This window comes from Psychrobacillus mangrovi, assembly GCF_037104765.1.
Classification (GTDB): Bacteria; Bacillota; Bacilli; order Bacillales_A; family Planococcaceae; genus Psychrobacillus; species Psychrobacillus mangrovi.
Genome location: NZ_JBAWSY010000003.1, coordinates 198,830 through 217,874, shown reverse-complemented (window position 1 = coordinate 217,874; position 19,045 = coordinate 198,830). Strand labels below are relative to the sequence as shown.

General features: G+C 36.3%; 21 protein-coding genes, 2 tRNA genes and 1 riboswitch. Of the genes, 2 read left to right on the top strand and 21 right to left on the bottom strand.

Annotated features, from left to right (window positions below; genetic code table 11):
* Nucleotides 1-371: 371 nt before the first annotated feature.
* The 5 genes from WAX74_RS06970 to WAX74_RS06950 all read right to left on the bottom strand — a co-directional run bounded on the left by WAX74_RS06970 (nt 372) and on the right by WAX74_RS06950 (nt 3,800).
* Nucleotides 372-605, bottom strand: a complete 234-nt coding sequence (locus WAX74_RS06970; protein WP_413788933.1) for a KGG domain-containing protein — start codon at nt 603-605, stop codon at nt 372-374.
* Nucleotides 606-1,127: 522 nt separating this feature from the next.
* Nucleotides 1,128-1,283, bottom strand: a complete 156-nt coding sequence (locus WAX74_RS06965; RefSeq protein WP_336496933.1) for a hypothetical protein — start codon at nt 1,281-1,283, stop codon at nt 1,128-1,130.
* Between the two features lie 16 nt (nt 1,284-1,299).
* Nucleotides 1,300-1,674 (bottom strand): YolD-like family protein, encoded by a 375-nt coding sequence (locus WAX74_RS06960; protein WP_336496932.1) that lies wholly within the window; start codon nt 1,672-1,674, stop codon nt 1,300-1,302.
* The gene (locus tag WAX74_RS06955; protein WP_336496931.1) at nt 1,674-1,895 is read right to left on the bottom strand and encodes a transcriptional regulator; all 222 of its coding nucleotides are present in this window, start codon (nt 1,893-1,895) and stop codon (nt 1,674-1,676) included. The genes WAX74_RS06960 and WAX74_RS06955 overlap by 1 nt, the downstream gene beginning before the upstream one ends.
* A gap of 78 nt (nt 1,896-1,973) precedes the next feature.
* The gene (locus WAX74_RS06950) at nt 1,974-3,800 is read right to left on the bottom strand and encodes a DNA ligase D (RefSeq protein ID WP_336497078.1); all 1,827 of its coding nucleotides are present in this window, start codon (nt 3,798-3,800) and stop codon (nt 1,974-1,976) included.
* A gap of 114 nt (nt 3,801-3,914) precedes the next feature.
* Between WAX74_RS06950 and ku the strand changes: the two genes are divergently transcribed.
* Nucleotides 3,915-4,748 carry a non-homologous end joining protein Ku gene (gene ku / locus WAX74_RS06945; protein ID WP_336496930.1) on the top strand — a complete coding sequence of 278 codons (834 nt, stop codon included), beginning with the start codon at nt 3,915-3,917 and terminating at the stop codon, nt 4,746-4,748.
* A gap of 173 nt (nt 4,749-4,921) precedes the next feature.
* On the opposite strand, the gene WAX74_RS06940 is transcribed toward ku, so the two are convergent.
* From WAX74_RS06940 to WAX74_RS06870, 15 genes are all read right to left on the bottom strand, one after another.
* Nucleotides 4,922-6,385: an alanine/glycine:cation symporter family protein gene (locus tag WAX74_RS06940; protein WP_336496929.1), complete on the bottom strand. Its 1,464-nt coding sequence runs from the start codon at nt 6,383-6,385 to the stop codon at nt 4,922-4,924.
* A gap of 22 nt (nt 6,386-6,407) precedes the next feature.
* A complete protein-coding gene (locus tag WAX74_RS06935) occupies nt 6,408-8,015 on the bottom strand; it encodes an amidohydrolase (RefSeq protein ID WP_336497077.1) in 1,608 nt (535 codons plus the stop codon).
* A 247-nt stretch (nt 8,016-8,262) separates the two neighbouring features.
* Nucleotides 8,263-8,619 (bottom strand): hypothetical protein, encoded by a 357-nt coding sequence (locus tag WAX74_RS06930; protein WP_336496928.1) that lies wholly within the window; start codon nt 8,617-8,619, stop codon nt 8,263-8,265.
* Nucleotides 8,620-8,829: 210 nt separating this feature from the next.
* A tRNA-Arg gene (locus tag WAX74_RS06925) sits at nt 8,830-8,903 on the bottom strand.
* 303 nt (nt 8,904-9,206) lie between these two features.
* A tRNA-Arg gene (locus tag WAX74_RS06920) sits at nt 9,207-9,280 on the bottom strand.
* 75 nt (nt 9,281-9,355) lie between these two features.
* Nucleotides 9,356-9,859 (bottom strand): metallophosphoesterase family protein, encoded by a 504-nt coding sequence (locus WAX74_RS06915; RefSeq protein ID WP_336496927.1) that lies wholly within the window; start codon nt 9,857-9,859, stop codon nt 9,356-9,358.
* A gap of 8 nt (nt 9,860-9,867) precedes the next feature.
* A complete protein-coding gene (locus WAX74_RS06910; protein ID WP_336496926.1) occupies nt 9,868-10,470 on the bottom strand; it encodes an XTP/dITP diphosphatase in 603 nt (200 codons plus the stop codon).
* Nucleotides 10,467-11,231, bottom strand: a complete 765-nt coding sequence (rph, locus tag WAX74_RS06905) for a ribonuclease PH (protein ID WP_336496925.1) — start codon at nt 11,229-11,231, stop codon at nt 10,467-10,469. The genes WAX74_RS06910 and rph overlap by 4 nt, the downstream gene beginning before the upstream one ends.
* A 71-nt stretch (nt 11,232-11,302) precedes the next feature.
* Nucleotides 11,303-12,100 (bottom strand): glutamate racemase, encoded by a 798-nt coding sequence (racE, locus tag WAX74_RS06900; protein WP_336496924.1) that lies wholly within the window; start codon nt 12,098-12,100, stop codon nt 11,303-11,305.
* Between the two features lie 10 nt (nt 12,101-12,110).
* Nucleotides 12,111-12,569: a MarR family winged helix-turn-helix transcriptional regulator gene (locus tag WAX74_RS06895; protein ID WP_336496923.1), complete on the bottom strand. Its 459-nt coding sequence runs from the start codon at nt 12,567-12,569 to the stop codon at nt 12,111-12,113.
* A gap of 77 nt (nt 12,570-12,646) precedes the next feature.
* Nucleotides 12,647-12,877 (bottom strand): helix-turn-helix domain-containing protein, encoded by a 231-nt coding sequence (locus WAX74_RS06890; protein WP_336496922.1) that lies wholly within the window; start codon nt 12,875-12,877, stop codon nt 12,647-12,649.
* Nucleotides 12,878-12,943: 66 nt separating this feature from the next.
* Nucleotides 12,944-13,387 (bottom strand): acyl-CoA thioesterase, encoded by a 444-nt coding sequence (locus WAX74_RS06885; protein WP_336496921.1) that lies wholly within the window; start codon nt 13,385-13,387, stop codon nt 12,944-12,946.
* 128 nt (nt 13,388-13,515) lie between these two features.
* Nucleotides 13,516-14,292, bottom strand: coding sequence for a succinate dehydrogenase iron-sulfur subunit (gene sdhB / locus WAX74_RS06880; protein ID WP_336496920.1), 777 nt, complete (start codon nt 14,290-14,292; stop codon nt 13,516-13,518).
* A 2-nt stretch (nt 14,293-14,294) separates the two neighbouring features.
* Nucleotides 14,295-16,055 carry a succinate dehydrogenase flavoprotein subunit gene (gene sdhA, locus WAX74_RS06875; protein ID WP_336496919.1) on the bottom strand — a complete coding sequence of 587 codons (1,761 nt, stop codon included), beginning with the start codon at nt 16,053-16,055 and terminating at the stop codon, nt 14,295-14,297.
* A 48-nt stretch (nt 16,056-16,103) separates the two neighbouring features.
* The gene (locus WAX74_RS06870) at nt 16,104-16,715 is read right to left on the bottom strand and encodes a succinate dehydrogenase cytochrome b558 subunit (protein WP_336496918.1); all 612 of its coding nucleotides are present in this window, start codon (nt 16,713-16,715) and stop codon (nt 16,104-16,106) included.
* A 291-nt stretch (nt 16,716-17,006) separates the two neighbouring features.
* Here WAX74_RS06870 and WAX74_RS06865 point away from each other — a divergent pair, with 291 nt between their 5' ends.
* On the top strand, nt 17,007-17,423 hold the full coding sequence (locus WAX74_RS06865) for a YslB family protein (protein ID WP_336496917.1): 417 nt from the start codon (nt 17,007-17,009) through the stop codon (nt 17,421-17,423).
* A 47-nt stretch (nt 17,424-17,470) separates the two neighbouring features.
* On the opposite strand, the gene WAX74_RS06860 is transcribed toward WAX74_RS06865, so the two are convergent.
* Entirely contained in the window at nt 17,471-18,688 is a 1,218-nt protein-coding gene (locus WAX74_RS06860; RefSeq protein ID WP_336496916.1) for an aspartate kinase, read from the bottom strand.
* Nucleotides 18,689-18,842: 154 nt separating this feature from the next.
* A riboswitch (Lysine riboswitch) is annotated at nt 18,843-19,022 on the bottom strand.
* Nucleotides 19,023-19,045: the final 23 nt, after the last annotated feature.

Genomic DNA, 19,045 nt, shown 5'->3' with positions numbered 1-19,045 from the left:
AGGGGGGGGGGGGGTTCAGTCCAACCCCCCCCCCTCCCCTCTTTTTTCGATAATCTTGTGGCTATAGTCTGTCCGTCGTCCTCCTGCAACTTTTGAAGACTTGTTTATAGCATTATGGATAATTTGAGAATAAATTTTGTCCTATTTAATCTTGTAAGCTCCCGAAGATGCAATTTCGGTCGCTATTCTCCCTCTTTATTCGGTGAGTGCTTACTATTTTCTTGAAATCCCGATCATAACAATCCTCCAATATAATCTATTCAATCATAAAAAAAGACAACCATAGTTGAAAAACAACTATGGTTGTCTTTGAGTTACAATATAACTTTATTTATCTATTAAGTTGTTAGTTTTTAATTGTTCATCACACATTAATCGTCGTTATTACGCTGTCTACTCCGAGCTTCTCCGCCTTTTTGACCGATTTCTTCATAAAAGTCGCGATCTCGATATTGGGAGGTAGCTTCTCCACCCTTTTGTCCAATTTCGTCATAAAAATCTCTGTCATGATTTCTGGAGGTAGCTTCTCCACCTTTACGTCCCGCTTCTTCGACACTCATGTTTCCATTGTTGTTTCTGTTGCGATTGTTCTGGTTGTTTGCCATGTTAATTCCTCCTTCATATTTTTTAAAGCTTGGTAATCAAGCTCACTATTTATATTCCCACCTCTAGTCGAGTTAAACACATATTTTAATATGTTTTTCATAATGAGAAATAAGTAATATTAAAAAGGCCATTCCTAAATGACCTTTCAGACTGTAGACAAATTCGAATTTATTTTTATAGAGGATATACTGGTTTTCCGAAGCTTACCACTCGCTTTCCGCGGGCGAGCGCCGAGCCGCTTGGGCCAACACGATGTTGGTCATGAAGGCGTTGCCTCAGGAAGAGGCGCACTTAGCCTTCCTTCCTATTACACGCTCCTGCAGGGTCTCGTCTGTCTCGCTTTTCCCGCAGGAGTCGAGCGGACGCTTCTCCAAACCAATAAAATGCTACTTTATTATTTCTATATACTCAGGAAAAATAATCTTGAGTATATAGAAAGTGAGTAAAAATCAGAATAATTAACGAGACCATTAGCAAACTTCCTTTTGTCTACAACCTGAAGGGTCATTCCTAAATGACCTTTATGTATTGTATTTTTGCTTCGAATTTTTCTTGCCCTCGTTTAGAAAAGACGAGGATAAATAATTGAGTGCATCCATTATATTTTGTTGTGGGTATTGATTCATCAATTCTTCTATTAACTCATTCATTTCTACCTCTTTTTTCTCTTTATCCACAGCAAGAACCTTCTTTCTATTCTAATACGGTGATATCGACTATTTCATCCAATCTCAAAGAGAATGATTGGAATGTATCTTCCATTTCAATTACTCTTCGATTTAAGTCCACCCATATCACCTTCCCAACATAAATAGTAAATTCACCAGCTTTCCATATTTTGAGTTTTACTTCTACATTCCTTTTCATCGCTAGTTCGATTGATTCTTGTATAGCTTCTAGATCCCACTCATTTAATTCAGGTTTAGGAATTTTTTTGGAGTCGTCATTATATTGTCTAATAAGCTTGAGATGTTCCGGCAACATCATCGCCACCCACTTTTTAGAACCTCTATCCTGCACTTTCGATAAGTCCAGTTTTTCATGCATGAAATCATCAAAGGAAGACATTAGATAACATCCTTCTCTCTGTTAATGACAGGGATGCATGCAAGAACATTGCCCATAAGAAATGTTCGTTTTGCATTTCGAGTAAAACAATACGCTTGAAATGATTCTCCTTGTAACTTCAAAACCTTTATTCGCCTTTTCGTCACCTCACCACTTCTCGATAGATACATTACATCTAGTAATTGTCCATAACGCATGTACTTCGAAATTTCTTTCTTCACATTAACCTCTCCTTAAGAACGTTTGTTCTTATTATATGCCGAACATACGTTTTTAATCAATGGTAATTATGAGTAATTTTAATCCTCTTTTATCTGATGTAGAACTTTTTCAAATTTTTGCTCCTCAACTACTTGACGAATGTCTCGAAACGGATTGCCAATTTTTTTTATACGTTCTAATACAGAAGGGATGGTAAAAAAATCTGGTTTCAGTGAGTCACTTACTTCCTCCCACTTTAATGGAGTTGCAACAAAGCCATGCTCGTTTCCTCTAGTAGAATATGGTGCAATAATCGTTTTTCCTTCGTGATGTTGTACATAGTCCAAGTACAATTTGTTTTTACGGTTCTTTTTAAGGCGTTCGGTTGTAAACCACTGTGGTTCCTGCTCACATAAAAAATCACAAACAAACTTTGTAAACACGCGCGTATCTTCATAAGAATACGCGTTCAAAGGTAATGGGATATAAATCTGTAGCCCCTTACCACCAGAAGTCTTAACAAAAGATGGAAGCTCAAAATGATCAAAAATGGCTTTCATTCTTAACGCTGCTTCAACCGCCATGGAAAACTCATTAACTGAAGGAGGATCGAGATCAAATACGATTTCAGTCGGTTTTGAAGTATATATAGGCTGAAAAGGAATATGTAATTCTAACGCTAGCTGATTTCCAAGCCAAAGCAAAGACTCCACATCATTACACATCACATAACGATTATCCTCCAGCTGTTCTGTTTTAATAAAATCCGGAACTGTATCCGGGAAATTTTTTTGATAAAAACTTTCACCCGGAACTCCGTGTGGATAACGAATGACTGTAAGTTGTCGATCACGTAAAAAAGGAAGAATAAAGGATGAAATATTTTGCAAATAAAATAAATAATCATCTTTTTGTACACCACTAGCCAGCCAAACAGGTTTGTCCGGGTGAGTTATTGTGACCTTTTCAGGTAAAGGAAATAGTTGTCTTTGCATGTGCTGCCACTGACAATCAAGTGGTTCTTTTTCAAAATTAAATTGATGGAATCTTGGTTCTCTTAAACTTTTCCCATCAAAATCTATGCATGCTATATCCACGCATATGGAAGGTTCTATTTCCCAAATATTTTTATTTACTTTCTTCCCATTGGTTTGAAAGAGTTTTGACAATGTTTTTAACTCTTCTTCCTTCAGTCCGTGAAGAAAAGTGACAATTTCCACAAGCTCCTTGTTCAAGTAAACAGCACCATGAAAAAAATTATTACTTTTATCAAATTTGGTTAGAATTACACTAACAAATTTCCAGTTTTTTATTTTCAACCAGTTACCGGTGCGCTTCTCACTAATCCACATACTATTTTTTCTCTTTGCGATTACCCCTTCCCCATTATTCACCACTATTTGATTCCATAAGCTTTCATAATCCATGTAAACATCTATTGCCTGAAGTCGCTGTACATTTTCATAATTTATGGAGAGAGGAAGATGTAGTTTTTGAAATAGTTTTTTCAATTGTTGTTTTCGCTTTGTAAGCGAAAGATCGAATTGATCTTCTCCTTTATTAACAAGGAGATCAAAAGCTATATAATGACATGGAAACTGTTCCATATGGTTTTGAATGACATCCTTATTGCGCATTCGTCCTCTCAATTGGACAACAGAAAAGTTACTATTAATATCATTCGTCAAATGAACCAATTCGCCATCAAGTGTTATAGGCAAGTAAGATTTAATTTGTTCATACATTTTATGGCAAAAATCAATAATCTCCGGAAACATCAAATTAAGTATTTTTCCATTTCTACTTTTAAGTATTGGTTCACTTTCCCACTCTAAAATGCACCGGAAACCATCATATTTTGTTTCATACAACCAGTCTTTTCCTAATGGAATTTCCGTTGCATCTGTTAAAAGCATTGGTTTCAACTTTTTCACCTGCATTTTCTTTTTACTTAGCTTTTGAACAATTAGCAATCCTAATACATAAAAACAAACAAAAGATTGCATAGTAAGAAGAAAAAGAAAAAGTGGTGAATGCACATGCATACAGTTTGGAAAGGAAGTATTAGTTTTGGATTAGTTAATATCCCAATTAAGCTTCACACTGCAACAGAAAACAAAGATATTAAATTGAGACAACTCCATAAAGAATGTCATACACCTATTAGTTATCAAAAAGTTTGTGAAGGGTGTAAACAAGAAGTAAAAAGCGAAGATATTGTAAAAGCATATGAATACTCCAAAAATAAATTTGTCATTTTGGATGAAGAAGAACTGGAGAAATTAAAAAGAGAAAATGAGGATAAAGCGGTAGAAATAATCGACTTTGTTAAGTTAGAAGAAATAGACCCTATTTATTTTGAACGTAGTTATTTCATGGCACCAGATAGCGGTGGAGGGAAAGCCTACTCCCTTTTAAGAAAGGCTTTACTCGAGTCAGGAAAAATTGGCGTAGCGAAAATTATTATTAGATCCAAAGAGCAGTTGGCGATAGTTCGAGTATATAAAGAGACACTATTGATGGAAACGATACATTATCCGGACGAAGTTAGAAGCGTTCAAGATGTCCCTAATATCCCTAGTGAAGAAAATGTTGTTCAACGGGAGCTCGAAACGGCTTTATTATTGGTCGATCAGTTAACAACAACATTCGCACCTGAAAAGTATACTGATGATTATCGAACCGCTCTAATGGAATTAATTGAGGAAAAGAAATCTGGCAATCAAATAGTGACCGCAACAGATGAAAAACAACCTGTTGCCCCTTCCAATGTGACAGATTTAATGTCCGCTCTACAAGCTTCCCTGGATAAAACGAAAAAGAAAAAGCCCGCAACAAGAAAGAGAACAACAAAGGCAAAAACTTTAGCGTGATTGTACGAGATAATGCACATTAAAAGCTTTTGAAAACTAGGCATAGATTGGGGAAAACTATTCCCTTGCCCTAATGCCAGATATGCCAAATGAACATAGTCCATGTTTGTCGAATATGAATAATTAATTGTGAAAAAACCGCAAAGTCTAATCTTTGCGGTTTTAAATGTTCTCTACTTATTCCCTTTCTTCACTTTATCTTCATAAAAGACACTAAAATTCGGGTCAACTACTCCAATATTTAAATATCTAGCCTTATAATCTTGAAGTAATTCAAAGAATTTTTTACTAAGAAATAATATAACAACTAAGTTTACAAATGTCGGAATGGCAGTAGTTATGTCCGCAAAATACCAAACTGCTTTTCCTGGAAGATTATACATTACAGCGTAAATAACCATCAATGAACCAGGAATTGGATACAGCCACTTGAAAAGGGTTAGAATTTTATATTTTAGCGTAACCTTTTTCTCGTCTTTAAACATGTGTCTTAATAAGATTTCATAGTACGTATACCATCCGGTAGAAGTTGTAAGCCCAAATAAGAAAATTGATATAGTGATAATATAACGACCGAATTCACCGATTCCGATTTCAAACGCAGACAATGTTAATGCGGCCCCATCTAATCCAGAAGACCAAACACCGGTAATGATAATTGTAAAAGCTGTTATCGAACAAACAATCATCGTATCAACAAAAACTTCTACTGCTCCCCACATACCTTGTTTAATAGGATGATCCGTTTTCGCTGTTGAGTGAATCATTGGTGAAGTTCCCCATCCAGCTTCATTACTATACACGGCACGCGCTACACCCATACGGATTACTTGAGCAATAGCCGCACCAGTAAAACCGCCGACAGCTGCCATACCAGAAAATGCACTGTCAAATATTAAACCAAAGACAGGAATGATTTCGGAGTAATTTTTAAAAATAATAAATAGACCAGCAATAACATAAAACATACACATGAAAGGCACAAGTAAAGAGGCAATTTCACCAATACGCTTGATTCCACCGTAAATGATGATATAAATAATTGTCAAATAAATAAGGGAAGCGGGAATCATGCCAATATTAAAGGAAGAGCTTAATGCTTCAGAAATAGTATAATTTTGAAGCGTAATAAAAAACGTTGTAAAGATTCCAAAACCAAATAAAATGGCAGGCACTTTCCAATATTTAAATTTCTTTTCTTCCCCAAGCCCTTTTTCCATGTAATAGGTTGGCCCGCCATACGGATTTCCTTTTTCATCTGTGTTGCGGTAGTAAACAGATAATGATACTTCTACGGTTTTCGTAATCATGCCAAGAAGTGCTGTAATCCACATCCAAAAAACTGCTCCAGGACCTCCAATTGCGATGGCTGTAGCAACTCCCCCGATATTTCCAACTCCTACACTTCCACCAATTGCTGTACTTACCGCTTGAAATGGAGTTAATATTCCTTTCGAATCTTTCGACTTGTCTCGCTTTGAAAATACTTTACCAAAGGTAGATTTAAAGATATGAGGTAAATACCCGAACTGGAATAGCTTGCTTCCAATGGTGAAATATAACCCGACGAATAAAACAGTGAAAATTAGTGGTAATCCCCATAGCCAACCAACGATTGTTTCAAGTAGAGCATCCATATTCAATGTCCTCCCCTATTAGTTATAGTTCGTTATTTCGGTATTTAATTTCACCGCCGATTACCGTCATTTCTACTTTAGTAGTCAACAACTCATCAGCACTCTTCATACGAAACGGATCTTGTGAAAGTACCGTCATATCACATAGTTTTCCTCTTTCAAGTGTTCCTTTCTCATATTCCTCGTTTGTTGCGTAAGCACCTCCTAACGTAAAAAGTTGAATTGCTTCATACATGGACAATTTCTCTTGCGCATTATATCCATCGTGAGTCTCTTCTCTTTTCTTGCGTGTCACAGCTGCATGAATTCCTAACAATGGATTTAACGGTTCGATTGGTGCATCAGAACCACCTGCACACAATACCCCGTTTTGTAACAGTGTTTTAAATGGATAAGCAAACTTGGCTCTGGATTCTCCTAATCTATCTATAATCCATGGGTAATCACTTGTTACAAACTTTGGTTGTACATCTGAAATTCGATGTGAACCTTTTAGTCTTTCCATCAATACTTCATTTAAAATAGATACATGTATGAGTCTATCTCTAAATCTTGTAGGTTCGAATAAATCCAAAATATCTAAAACATTTATTAAAGCCTGGTCACCAATAGTATGTATTGCAACAGGCATATTATTTTCGCGGATATCTTTTATAATTTGAAAAAGTTCATCATTATCATACATTGCATTTCCAAGGTTATTTCCATCATCCTCATAGGGCTGAGAAAGAAGAGCAGTTCTGCCTCCTAATGCGCCATCCGCAAAAAGCTTGATTGCTCCGATCATCACTTTATTATTTCCGTAACCTGTAAACATACTAGATGCTTTTAATTCTTCTAAATAATCATAGTCAATTAAAAGATTACTTCTAGGACCGATGCCTTCTTTATTAACAAGCTCATTGAATAGCTTGTAAGTTTGACTTGCACCTCCTAAATAATTCGGGTCATTTGTGTGTATGCTTGTTAAACCAAGGCTAACTGCATCTTGAAGAGCATTTTTTAAGGCTTCTTTTAACTGGGAGTAACTTTTTTGGGGTATATGTTTTGTAATGAGGGTTGAAGCGGTTTCAAGCAAAAGGCCAGTAGGCTTATGACTAGTAGGGTCAGTTACAATAGTGCCACCATATGGAATGACCATATTGGTATGATATCCACAAAGTGAAAGGGCACGGCTATTTACTAAAAATGCATGTCCACATATTCGAGGTAAAAAAAGCGGAAAGTAAGGAGCTACATAGTCCAGTTCTTGTATGGAAGGAATTCGTTTATCAGGAAAAATGTTTTCATCCCACCCACGACCTAAAATCCATTCTCCCGGCAATAATGTGCTTGCTTTTTTCTTAATTGCAGCTAATAATTCATCTTTAGATTTAATGCCAATAAGATTAAGCTCCAGAGAATTAATCCCTACACTTGAAATATGAAGATGACTGTCTATCAAACCTGGGATTACAGTTTTTTCTTCCATGTTTATAATGGGTGTTCCGTTTCTCCCCCATTGCAGAATCATATCTTCGTGTGTTCCCATATCCAAAATTCTATCGTTATCAACAACGATAGACTGTACAGTAGGTTTAAGAGAATTCATCGTATAGAAAGTGCCATTTGTATAAATTGTCTTCAAAATAGATACACCTCTCTCTTATTCTTAAGTTATTAAAATATAAGTAAGTTATGCTAGTAAACTAAATATGATATAAAGAAAATATTATTGGTTTAAAATAATTATAAACGAAAATAAAGATAAGACAAAATATTCTGTACATTATAATGGAAATATATGAATGAAAAGAAGAATGTAGAACGCCTAGTAACTAAACTTAAAATTATAATAAGAATATAAAAAAGCACCTCTATGAGATGCTCGTTCATCATTAATTTTGTATATGCCGGTTTAATTCGTCGGCAATTTGTTTGTATGATTTATTTTCTTTATATTTCATTCGAGAAATTTGATAATTTAACCCCTTCAGCATGGTTTTATTTTTTTCTTTTTCTCTCTTAATTTCTAAATAAAAATCATGCATCTTTAGGAGCCTAATTTTTTTGTTTCGTAAATCCTGAATGTTACCTACTTGTGTAGTATGGACAATATCCTGGCTTTCACCAACAGTAAATGACAGCTTATTTCTCCCATACCAAAGCTCTAAATCCACATTAATTTGTTGTAAATGCATTTCAATAGTATCGATTTTTCTACACAGATCCACATAATTTGTGATTGTATCCACTTAAGCCCCCCAATCCCGATTATGTATAAATATTCTATATACATTTTTTTGCTTAGGCGAAATTCGAAGGCTTAATCAATGGAACCATATTGCTAAAAAAATATCCGTTATTACTTAATTGCAATTAAATACAAAAAGAAAAAGCGTTTAAAATGTTGATATAACAACATTTTAAACGCTTTTTCATGTTATTAGGTTATACATAGAAAACGTCCCAGGAGAGATTCGAACTCCCGACCGACGCCTTAGAAGGGCGTTGCTCTATCCAGCTGAGCTACTGAGACAATATTACATGCCTACCCAAATAGTAGGAAGACAATATATATTATCTGTTATTTTCTATACAAAGTCAAGCGGAAAATAAATAAAAATGCAATATACTACACCGATTACTTCAAATTATTATAAGTAAAAACAATGAAAAGGAAATATCGAATATTTAAGACACAAAAAAACCTCCTAAACATTAGAATAGGAGGTTTTTTCGTTCAATATTTAGAAAGGATATTTGATTAGGTACAAATCCTAAACGTTTACCCCAATCGCTCTAAACATTGATGTATAAAGATTGGATTATTATTTGTTTACGTCCCAGGAGAGATTCGAACTCCCGACCGACGCCTTAGAAGGGCGTTGCTCTATCCAGCTGAGCTACTGAGACCAGTACTCCCCCACCACACAGATAGGAAAGACAAGATTTATTATATAATCTATTTTGAATTAAGTCAACGCTATTTCAATAAAACTTTAAAATTATATTTTCAATAATAATATGTTCCGAGGAATAGAAAAATACATTCCATCCATCCTTAAATTTTTCGACAATTGCATAGCTTTTTTCTTTACGACCACGTGGCTGGTGTAGGCTACCTGGATTCACAAAAAGAACCCCATTGTTCATTTCCGCACCAATTAAATGAGAATGACCAAAACAAACAATGGATGCAGCTAATTCCTGTGCTCGATAACTAAGTGGCATAAGTGTCGATTTCACTTTATGTTTATGCCCATGTGTAACATAAACAATTTCGTCCTCTACTTTTAAAACCTGCTCCTCAGGAAATTGTGAATCAAAATCACAATTCCCACGAACAACATAAATTGGTTTATCTTCAAAGTATGAAAATTCCAGTTCACTATCTCCACAGTGGATTATCATATCCACTTCCTTGTGGTGTTGTATTACTTGTTCCATTGTTTTAGTATCCTGATGGGTATCACTAATTATTAATAATTTCATTCTATTACCTATTCGCTCTTCAAAAACTCAGGAAGTTTGACAGACAGTTTTTTAATCGCATTTCCTCTGTGAGAAATTGCACCTTTTTCTTCTGCAGATAGTTCAGCCATCATTCTATTTTCAGATGGAACATAAAATACCGGATCATATCCAAAACCATTGCTTCCTTTTTTTTCTTTTGCAATGATGCCTTCGCAAGTCCCTCTAACTGTAATTGGTTCCATAGAAGGTGAAGCGACTGCAATCGCGCATACAAATCTTGCTGTACGATTCGAATCTTCTACGTTTTCAAGCTCTTTTAGCACTTTTACGATATTTGCTTCATCACTTTTTTCTTCTCCAGCGTATCGCGCAGAATAGATGCCTGGACGTCCATCTAACGCGTCAATTTCTAGTCCGCTATCATCAGCTATCACGATCGTTTGTAGACGCTTTGCTAATGCTGTCGCCTTTAACAATGCATTCTCCTCAAATGTAGTGCCAGTTTCTTCTACATCCATATCCTCCGCAACATCATGCAAAGTTAAAACTTCGTAGCCTAGAGGTCCAAATAATGCTTCAAAATCTTTTGCTTTTCCTTTATTTTTAGTAGCAATAATTATTTTTTTCATTTTGTCACCTGACCTTTATCACCGATTTTATGAGCCAATTCACCAAGCGCAGAACGTTGAATGTCCATTAACTGCTTAATACCAACCTCACCATACTCAAGTAGTTCCAGTAACTCTTTTTTGGAGAAAGTTGCTTCTTCACCAGTACCTTGTAGTTCCACATATTCCCCATCACTCGTTTGAACGATATTCATATCTACTGCTGCTGATGAATCTTCTTCATAGTTTAAATCTAATACAACACCAACATTTTCAATAATACCAACACTTGTTGCAGCTAAATAATGACGTACTGGAAATACCGGCAAGTTCTTTTCTTCATACAGTTTACCAAGAGCAATCGTTAAAGCAACAAATGCTCCTGTTATACTAGCTGTTCTTGTGCCTCCATCCGCCTGAATTACATCACAGTCGATCCAAATGGTTTTCTCTCCTATACTTTCTAAGTCTACTACTGAACGCAATGCTCGTCCTATTAGGCGTTGTATTTCCATTGTCCGACCAGTTACTTTACCTTTTGAAGCTTCACGTTGTGTACGAGCTTGTGTCGCTCGTGGAAGCATAGAATATTCCGCAGTGATCCAGCCCTTGCCTTGTCCTCTTAAAAAAGGCGGCACTCTATCTTCAATAGTTGCATTACATATGACCTTTGTTCGTCCCACTGTTATTAATACGGACCCTTCTGGATGAATTAAATAATCCGTTGCTATTTGTACTTCCCTTAATTGATCTACGTTTCTACCATCAGTTCTTGTTGTCATATACTTCTCCTTTATATTACACTTCAAGCAAAATAAGACCCCGCTATTCGAGGATTCTCAAGTTAACAGGGTCATGTAAATGAAATTGTTCTTACATCTGCATTTTGCAGTACTAACCACTTTTCGACAATTGTCTTAAAGATTGGAATAGATCCAGTTGTATAGAATACCGGCTGTTTGTAACCCGAAAGTGGATTATGCATCTCATGATAATCCAAGTACTCTAATACTTCCTGGGCTGTTTGCTCTGCGGAAGAAAGCACCTTCACCTGAGGGCCAACAGCTTCCTCAATATATTTTTGTAATAAAGGATAATGGGTACAGCCAAGGATGACCGTATCAAATTGTTCGTTTTTTAATGGAAGTAACGTATTGTATACCATATTACGGGCAAATTCCCCTTCATACTCATTGCTTTCCACAAGAGGCACGAAAGTAGGGCATGCAAGTGGTATAACTTTGCTCGATGAATTCAGAGCAGTTATAGCCTCTTCATAAGCCCCACTTTTTATTGTACCGCTTGTACCTAAGACTACAATTTCATTTTTTTTTGTAGCTTTCATTGCAGCACGAGCGCCTGGAAAAATAACTCCAATCACTGGAAAAGGCATTTTTTTGCTTAATGAATCAAGTGCAACGGCAGTTGCTGTATTACAAGCAATGACCAACATTTTAATATTCATTTTAGATAAAGCAGTTGCCAATTGCCATGTAAATTTACGTACTTCTCCGCTCGAACGCGGTCCATATGGACATCTTGCAGTATCTCCAATATAAATAATTTCTTCATTCGGCAAAAGTCGCATAATTTCTTTAGCGACTGTTAAACCGCCAACTCCAGAGTCTATAACGCCAATCGGGGCTTTCAATTTTAATTCCTCAGTTCTTTTTCATCTCTTGGTGTAATTTTTCTAATAATGTTGATAGATTTGCTACTTCGTCTTTGTTGAATTGTTTTAGTATGTCTTCTAAGTACTGTTGTCTTTTAGCTATTACTTCTTCAATAATACGTTCGCCTTCTTTTAATAAATGTATTCTTACTACACGACGATCTTGATCATCACGAATTCTTTGAACAAGTTCGCTTCTTTCCATACGATCGATTAAATCGGTCGTTGTACTAAAAGCTAAATACATTTTATTTGATAAATCGCCAATTGTCATATCTCCTTGCTCCAAGAGCCATTGAAGTGCCACAAACTGTGGGGGAGTTATTGTATAGGCATTTAAAATTTGTCGCCCTTTTTGCTTGATAATACCCGAAATATGTCTAAGTTCTTTTTCTAAAAAAGCAACCTCATGATGATCATGGTGTGCAATTTTTATATCATCTGCCATTTAATCCTTCACTCCTCAAAACAATTCGTTCTATTTATTATTGTGACGTGTTCTGAGGAAAATGGCAAGGATTCTAATTAATTCAACGATAGTTCACCTAATCGTAATAATTCGACAATCGCTTGAGACCTACCCGATACTCCTAATTTTTGTATCGTATTGGAAATATGATTTCTTACTGTTTTTTCACTTATAGATAACTGTACAGATATTTCTTTTGTAGAATGATCCTCAACTAATAACTGAAATATTTGACGTTCCCTGCTCGTCAGTATTGATCGATGCTGATTACTATCATACAATGCCATAGCCCCCCTATCCACTCTTCTACTAACGTATGTAGCATGGGGAAAGTAGGTGACGGCTAGTTATGCCTACTTATTAAAAACTTTTAATTTTTCTTCTGACCATTTTGATCCTCTTCCGGTTTTCTTATCAATTTGGACCATTGTACCTCTTCCAGTGAAGACGATTTCTTCTTTCACGTTTTTTGCCATGTAATGTATATCTATGGATGACGAACCTACAGAATTGATTTTCACATAAATACGAAGTTTTTCATCGAAAAACACTTGTCTCAAGTAATCGCATTGCAAATCGGCAACAACTGGGATGGTTTCAGTATTAGGATTTAACCAATCACTCATTAACTTTATATGTTTTAGAAACTCAATACGTGCATACTCAAAATACGCAAATGTCACTGTATTATTTAGATGTCCGAACATATCCGTCTCTGAAAAACGAACACTTACCTCTGAATAAAAAGAAAATTCTTGCTCCCAACTTTTTATATCTTCTATGTAACTAGCTTTCATGACAACCATCCTCCTAATAAATGAATAACAATTCATTTATTATAGCAAAAAAATAAAAAATCTGCATAGAATACTAAATTCTACACAGATTTCTCTATATTCAGCTTTAAGAAAGCGCTTTTGTTCTATTAATCCACCATGTTGTCGCTTCCGAAGAAGTTTTTGAACATTTGAACAGTAGTATCACGGTTTAAAGCAGCAATTGAAGTTGTTAGTGGAATACCTTTTGGACATGCAACAACACAGTTTTGTGCGTTACCACAGTTAGCAAGGCCACCATCACCCATAATTGCGTTTAATCTTTCATCTTTGTTCATAGAACCTGTTGGGTGAGCGTTAAATAAACGTACTTGTGAAAGTGGCGCTGGTCCAATAAAGTTTGAACCGCTATTAACGTTAGGACAAGCTTCCAAGCAAACACCGCAAGTCATACATTTAGATAATTCATAAGCCCATTGACGTTTACGTTCAGGCATACGAGGACCTTCTCCAAGTTCGTATGATCCATCAATTGGAACCCATGCTTTTACTTTTTTCAAAGAATCAAACATACGAGTTCTATCAACTTGAAGGTCACGAACTACTGGGAAAGTTTTCATAGGTGCCAAACGAATAGGTTGAGTCAGTTGATCAACAAGTGCTGAACATGATTGACGTGGCTTATCGTTAATAACCATTGAACAAGCTCCACAAACTTCCTCTAGACAGTTCATATCCCAAGTTACTGGAGACGTCGCTTTTCCATCAGCATTGACTGGATTTTGACGAATTTCCATTAAGGCAGAGATAACATTCATATTAGGACGGTAGTTCACTTCGAACTTTTCCCAATAAGGTGTTGATTCAGGTGTATCTTGGCGGAGAATCTCAAATGTAACTTTTTTTGTTTCTGTCGCTGTAACCATTTTTATTTTTCTCCTTTCGTAGAAGAATAATCACGTTTACGAGGTGGAACAAGTGATACATCTACTTCTTCATAAGAAATAATAGGAGCACCAGTAGCTGGATCAAACTTAGCCATTGTTGTTTTCAAAAATTCTTCATCATTACGTTCTGGGAAATCAGGTTTGTAATGTGCTCCACGACTTTCATTACGTTTTAGTGCACCAATCGTAATAACGCGTGCTAAGTATAGCATATTTTTTAATTGTCGAGTAAATGATGCGCCTTGGTTAGACCATTTTTGTGTATCGTCCATATTAATATTCTCGTAGCGCTCTAGTAACTCTTGGATTTTTTTATCGGTAGCTTCCAGTTTGTCATTGTAACGTACAACCGTTACATTGTCAGTCATCCACTCACCTAATTCTTTATGAAGTAAGTAAGCATTTTCAGTACCTTTCATCGCTAACGTTTTATCCCATTTCTCTTGCTCAAGTTGAATTTCTGCGTCGAAAATAGTAGCGTCCATATCTTCAGCATGAGTATCAAGGTTTCTCATATATTTAACTGCATTAGGACCAGCTACGCTTCCACCAAATACAGCAGAAAGTAATGAGTTAGCTCCTAAACGGTTTGCACCATGTTGTGAATAATCACACTCACCTGCAGCAAATAAACCAGGAATATTCGTCATTTGATCCTCATCAACCCATAGTCCACCCATAGAATAATGAACAGCTGGGAAGATTTTCATTGGTACTTTACGAGGGTCATCGCCAGTGAATTTTTCGTAAATTTCAATGATACCACCAAGTTTAACATCTAGTTCATGTGGATCTTTGTGTGAAAGATCTAGGTAAACCATGTTTTCACCGTTAATACCAAGTTTTTGGTTAACACATACGTCGAAAATTTCACGTGTTGCAATATCACGTGGAACTAGATTTCCGTACGCAGGATATTTCTCTTCAAGGAAATACCAAGGCTTACCGTCTTTATAAGTCCAAATACGTCCACCTTCACCACGTGCAGATTCTGACATTAATCGTAGTTTGTCATCACCAGGTATTGCAGTTGGGTGAATTTGAATGAATTCCCCGTTTGAATAATGTGCTCCTTGTTGATAAACGATAGAAGCAGCAGAACCAGTGTTAATAATAGAGTTAGTCGTTTTACCAAAGATAATACCAGGGCCACCAGTAGCCATGATAACAGCATCTCCACGGAAAGCACGAATTTCCATTGTTTTAAGGTTTTGTGCTTTAATACCGCGACAAACGCCTTCGCTATCTTTAACTATTCCAAGGAATTCCCATCCTTCGAATTTCGTTACAAGACCATCTACCTCGAAACGACGAACTTGCTCGTCCAAAGCATATAGAAGTTGTTGACCAGTCGTTGCCCCAGCAAACGCTGTACGGTGCATTAATGTTCCACCGAAACGACGGAAGTCTAATAATCCTTCAGGCGTACGGTTAAACATAACACCCATACGATCAAATAAATTTATAATACCAGGTGCAGCATCAGTCATCGCTTTTACTGGCCCTTGGTTTGCTAAGAAGTCTCCACCATAAACAGTGTCATCTAAATGTACTGCTGGTGAATCTCCTTCACCTTTTGTATTTACAGCCCCGTTAATACCGCCTTGTGCACAAACAGAGTGTGAGCGTTTTACAGGAACTAATGAAAATAGATCTACATGCGTACCATCTTCGGCCGCTTTCATTGTTGCCATTAACCCGGCTAATCCACCACCGACAACAATAAGTTTACTTTTTGCCATGTCAATCTCACTCCTCATTTTAATAGTAGTTGAACGTGTAGAAGGATCTTATACGAACGCAAGAAGAGCTTGTACACCAACTACAGATAACGCTAGGAAGATTATTAATGTTACATATGTAACAACTTGTTGTGATTTAGCAGATTGAGTAATTCCCCAGCTTACTAGGAATGACCAAATACCATTTGCTAAGTGGAAAGTAGCAGAAATTACCCCTACTATATAGAAGCCTAACATCCATGGATTAGATAAAATTTCAACCATCATGTTAAAATTAACTTCTTTCGCTCCAATAGCTGCTTGGAATCTTGTTTCAAATACATGCCAAGCGATGAATACAACAAGGAAAATTCCAGTGAAACGTTGTAAAATGAACAAATAGTTACGAAGTGTACCAAAGTTTTTCGGATTATTTTTTGCAGTAAATGCAATATAAATTCCGTAAAATGCATGGAACATCAACGGTAAGTAAATTACAAAGACTTCCAAGAATAATAAGAATGGAAGACTCTCCATAAAGTGTGTTGCCCCATTAAATGCTTCTGGTCCTTTAGTAGCAAAATGGTTAATGATCAAATGTTGCGTCAAAAACAATCCAACAGGAATAATTCCTAATAGTGAATGTAGTCGGCGCCAGTAAAATTCGCGATCTTTCGACAAAACAGTTACCCCCCTCAGATTTACATTGACGCAATGATTACTATTGTAATAGAACAATAGGTTTCATTCCGTGCACACATCATCATGTTACGAATTTATGACATATCCATTGTACTCTCAACAATTTAGAGCGTCAAGGTATCTTTCCGTTTTTTCAAAATGTTTAATGTTTCATTTTTGTATAATGATTCGTTTAATTTTTCACATACTATATACCCTTACCAAGGGAAATTTTTTTATGATAAAATAAACTAGAATATTAGAATATAGATTAGAAAGAAGGGTTGCTACTTGGATGAAAAGGAACATTCACATGTAACTTCCTTTGGATATGAATTATTACGCGATCACGTTCTTGCTTCTATTCTCGGAAAACATGAAAAAGATATTTTATATTGGGCAGGAAAAGACCTTGCCCGCAAATTCCCCCTTTATTCGATGGAAGAGGCATCCTCTTTCTTTAACGAAGCAGGATGGGGAATTTTAAAGTTAGATAAAACGACAAAAGATTCCGCTTTTTATACCTTGCAAACTTTTAATTTACCGCAAAGCGGGAAAAGTAGAAGTCATCGATTAGAAGCAGGGTTTTTAGCTGAACAACAGCAGAAAATTGGTGGTTTTTTAACAGAATGCTATGACGAACAGCAAAAGAAAAATGGAGTTGTCACTTTTCATGTTAAATGGGACCTAAAAACTACCATTTCATAATGCAAATAAAGCAATGTACGAAACTGTACATTGCTTTTTATTGATTATTAAGCAATTTCTAAACCAAATTCACTGTGTAAGGCAGTAGCAGCTGAAATCATATCACTCTGTGGAACGACTACTGATACTTTTATTTCTGATGTGCTTACCATCTTCACAGGAATATTTTCCTTCCGAAGACGATCGAACATTTGAGCTGCAACACCTGGATTAGAGACCATTCCCGAGCCCACAATCGAAACTTTCGCAAGTCCTACTTCAAAGTCTGCGAATGTAAAACCAAGATTTTTTTTATTGGTTTCCAATACTGTAATTGCCTCCGCTAAGGAATCTTTTTTGATAGAAAATGAAACTGCAGGTTTTACACCATCCACGATCGACTGCACGATAATATCAACATCAATATGATTCGCTGCAAGTGTCGTAAATATAGAAGCTAATGATCCATTAAATGGCACTTCGTATTCAATCGTTAAACGGACAATATCGGATTCAAAAGCTACTCCTCGAACAACTAAATTATTTTCCACATCCACTTCCTCCTTTAAAATAGTTCCCTCTTCATCACTAAAACTAGGGCGCACACGTAATGGAATCTTGTAATTTTTCGCAAATTCTACAGCTCTTGGATGTAATACGCCGGCTCCTAAATTAGCAAGCTCTAACATCTCATCATATTCAAGTTGCTCTAGTTTTCGAGCATTTTTAATATAACGTGGATCAGAAGTATATATTCCATCTACATCTGTGTAAATATCGCAGACTTCTGCCTCGATGGAAGCTGCAATTGCAACGGCTGAAGTATCTGAGCCGCCTCTACCAAGAGTTGTAATCTCTTCCTGCGTGGATATTCCCTGAAAGCCAGCAACAATTACTACTTTATCTTCCGCAAGTTTGTCCAAGATTTTGGAAGAATCGAACGTAAGGATCTTTGCATTTCTATGTACGTCATCTGTCTGTAATCCTGCTTGCCATCCAGTTAAGGAAATGGCCTCAATTCCTAATGAACTTAATTTGATGGCCAGTAAAGCCATTGTGACCTGTTCTCCTGTAGATAGAAGCATATCCATTTCACGTTTTGATGGTGCATCCGATAGCTCGTTTGCCAAATCAACTAGTTCATCTGTAGATTTTCCCATCGCGGAAACAACTACTACAATTTCATTACCTTTTTCTTTCTCCATTTTAATTCTTCTTGCAACATTAGCAATTTTTTCTGTAGTGGCAACGGAAGTACCACCAAATTTCATTACAATTTTACTCATGAACATCTTCTCCCTTATTTCATTATCTTTCCATGCAACCGCCTAAGTTTGCATCATAATAAAAAGGCGCTGGAGTTGGGACGATAATTAAATAAAAAAAGCTTCTCACATATTGTGAAAAGCTTTGTCCCATACACGGTCAAAAGAATTGTCCATGTGAGATAGCCCTCCAGAATATTGCATTCTGACAATTCTACATTTATTAAATGCAGAACCAACATAAGAAAAGGAAAAGCTTTTCTATGTTTCGGCGAACGACCCTTTCCTCAACTATTATAGGATCTTTTCATCCTCCTGCTGAGTACTCTTGCCAATTCGCACCTCTATCTTCACTTAAAGTGAATATTAAATTGTTTC

Excerpts from the sequence above, each read along its gene's own strand:
- sdhB (WP_336496920.1), bottom strand. The coding sequence starts at position 14,292 with ATGGTTACAGCGACAGAAACAAAAAAAGTTACATTTGAGATTCTCCGC.
- WAX74_RS06960 (WP_336496932.1), bottom strand. The coding sequence starts at position 1,674 with ATGTCTTCCTTTGATGATTTCATGCATGAAAAACTGGACTTATCGAAA.
- WAX74_RS06915 (WP_336496927.1), bottom strand. The coding sequence starts at position 9,859 with ATGAAATTATTAATAATTAGTGATACCCATCAGGATACTAAAACAATG.
- ku (WP_336496930.1), top strand. The coding sequence starts at position 3,915 with ATGCATACAGTTTGGAAAGGAAGTATTAGTTTTGGATTAGTTAATATC.
- WAX74_RS06895 (WP_336496923.1), bottom strand. The coding sequence starts at position 12,569 with ATGGCAGATGATATAAAAATTGCACACCATGATCATCATGAGGTTGCT.
- WAX74_RS06910 (WP_336496926.1), bottom strand. The coding sequence starts at position 10,470 with ATGAAAAAAATAATTATTGCTACTAAAAATAAAGGAAAAGCAAAAGAT.
- WAX74_RS06885 (WP_336496921.1), bottom strand. The coding sequence starts at position 13,387 with ATGAAAGCTAGTTACATAGAAGATATAAAAAGTTGGGAGCAAGAATTT.
- sdhA (WP_336496919.1), bottom strand. The coding sequence starts at position 16,055 with ATGGCAAAAAGTAAACTTATTGTTGTCGGTGGTGGATTAGCCGGGTTA.
- WAX74_RS06970 (WP_413788933.1), bottom strand. The coding sequence starts at position 605 with ATGGCAAACAACCAGAACAATCGCAACAGAAACAACAATGGAAACATG.
- WAX74_RS06890 (WP_336496922.1), bottom strand. The coding sequence starts at position 12,877 with ATGGCATTGTATGATAGTAATCAGCATCGATCAATACTGACGAGCAGG.
- WAX74_RS06940 (WP_336496929.1), bottom strand. The coding sequence starts at position 6,385 with ATGGATGCTCTACTTGAAACAATCGTTGGTTGGCTATGGGGATTACCA.
- WAX74_RS06860 (WP_336496916.1), bottom strand. The coding sequence starts at position 18,688 with ATGAGTAAAATTGTAATGAAATTTGGTGGTACTTCCGTTGCCACTACA.
- rph (WP_336496925.1), bottom strand. The coding sequence starts at position 11,231 with ATGACAACAAGAACTGATGGTAGAAACGTAGATCAATTAAGGGAAGTA.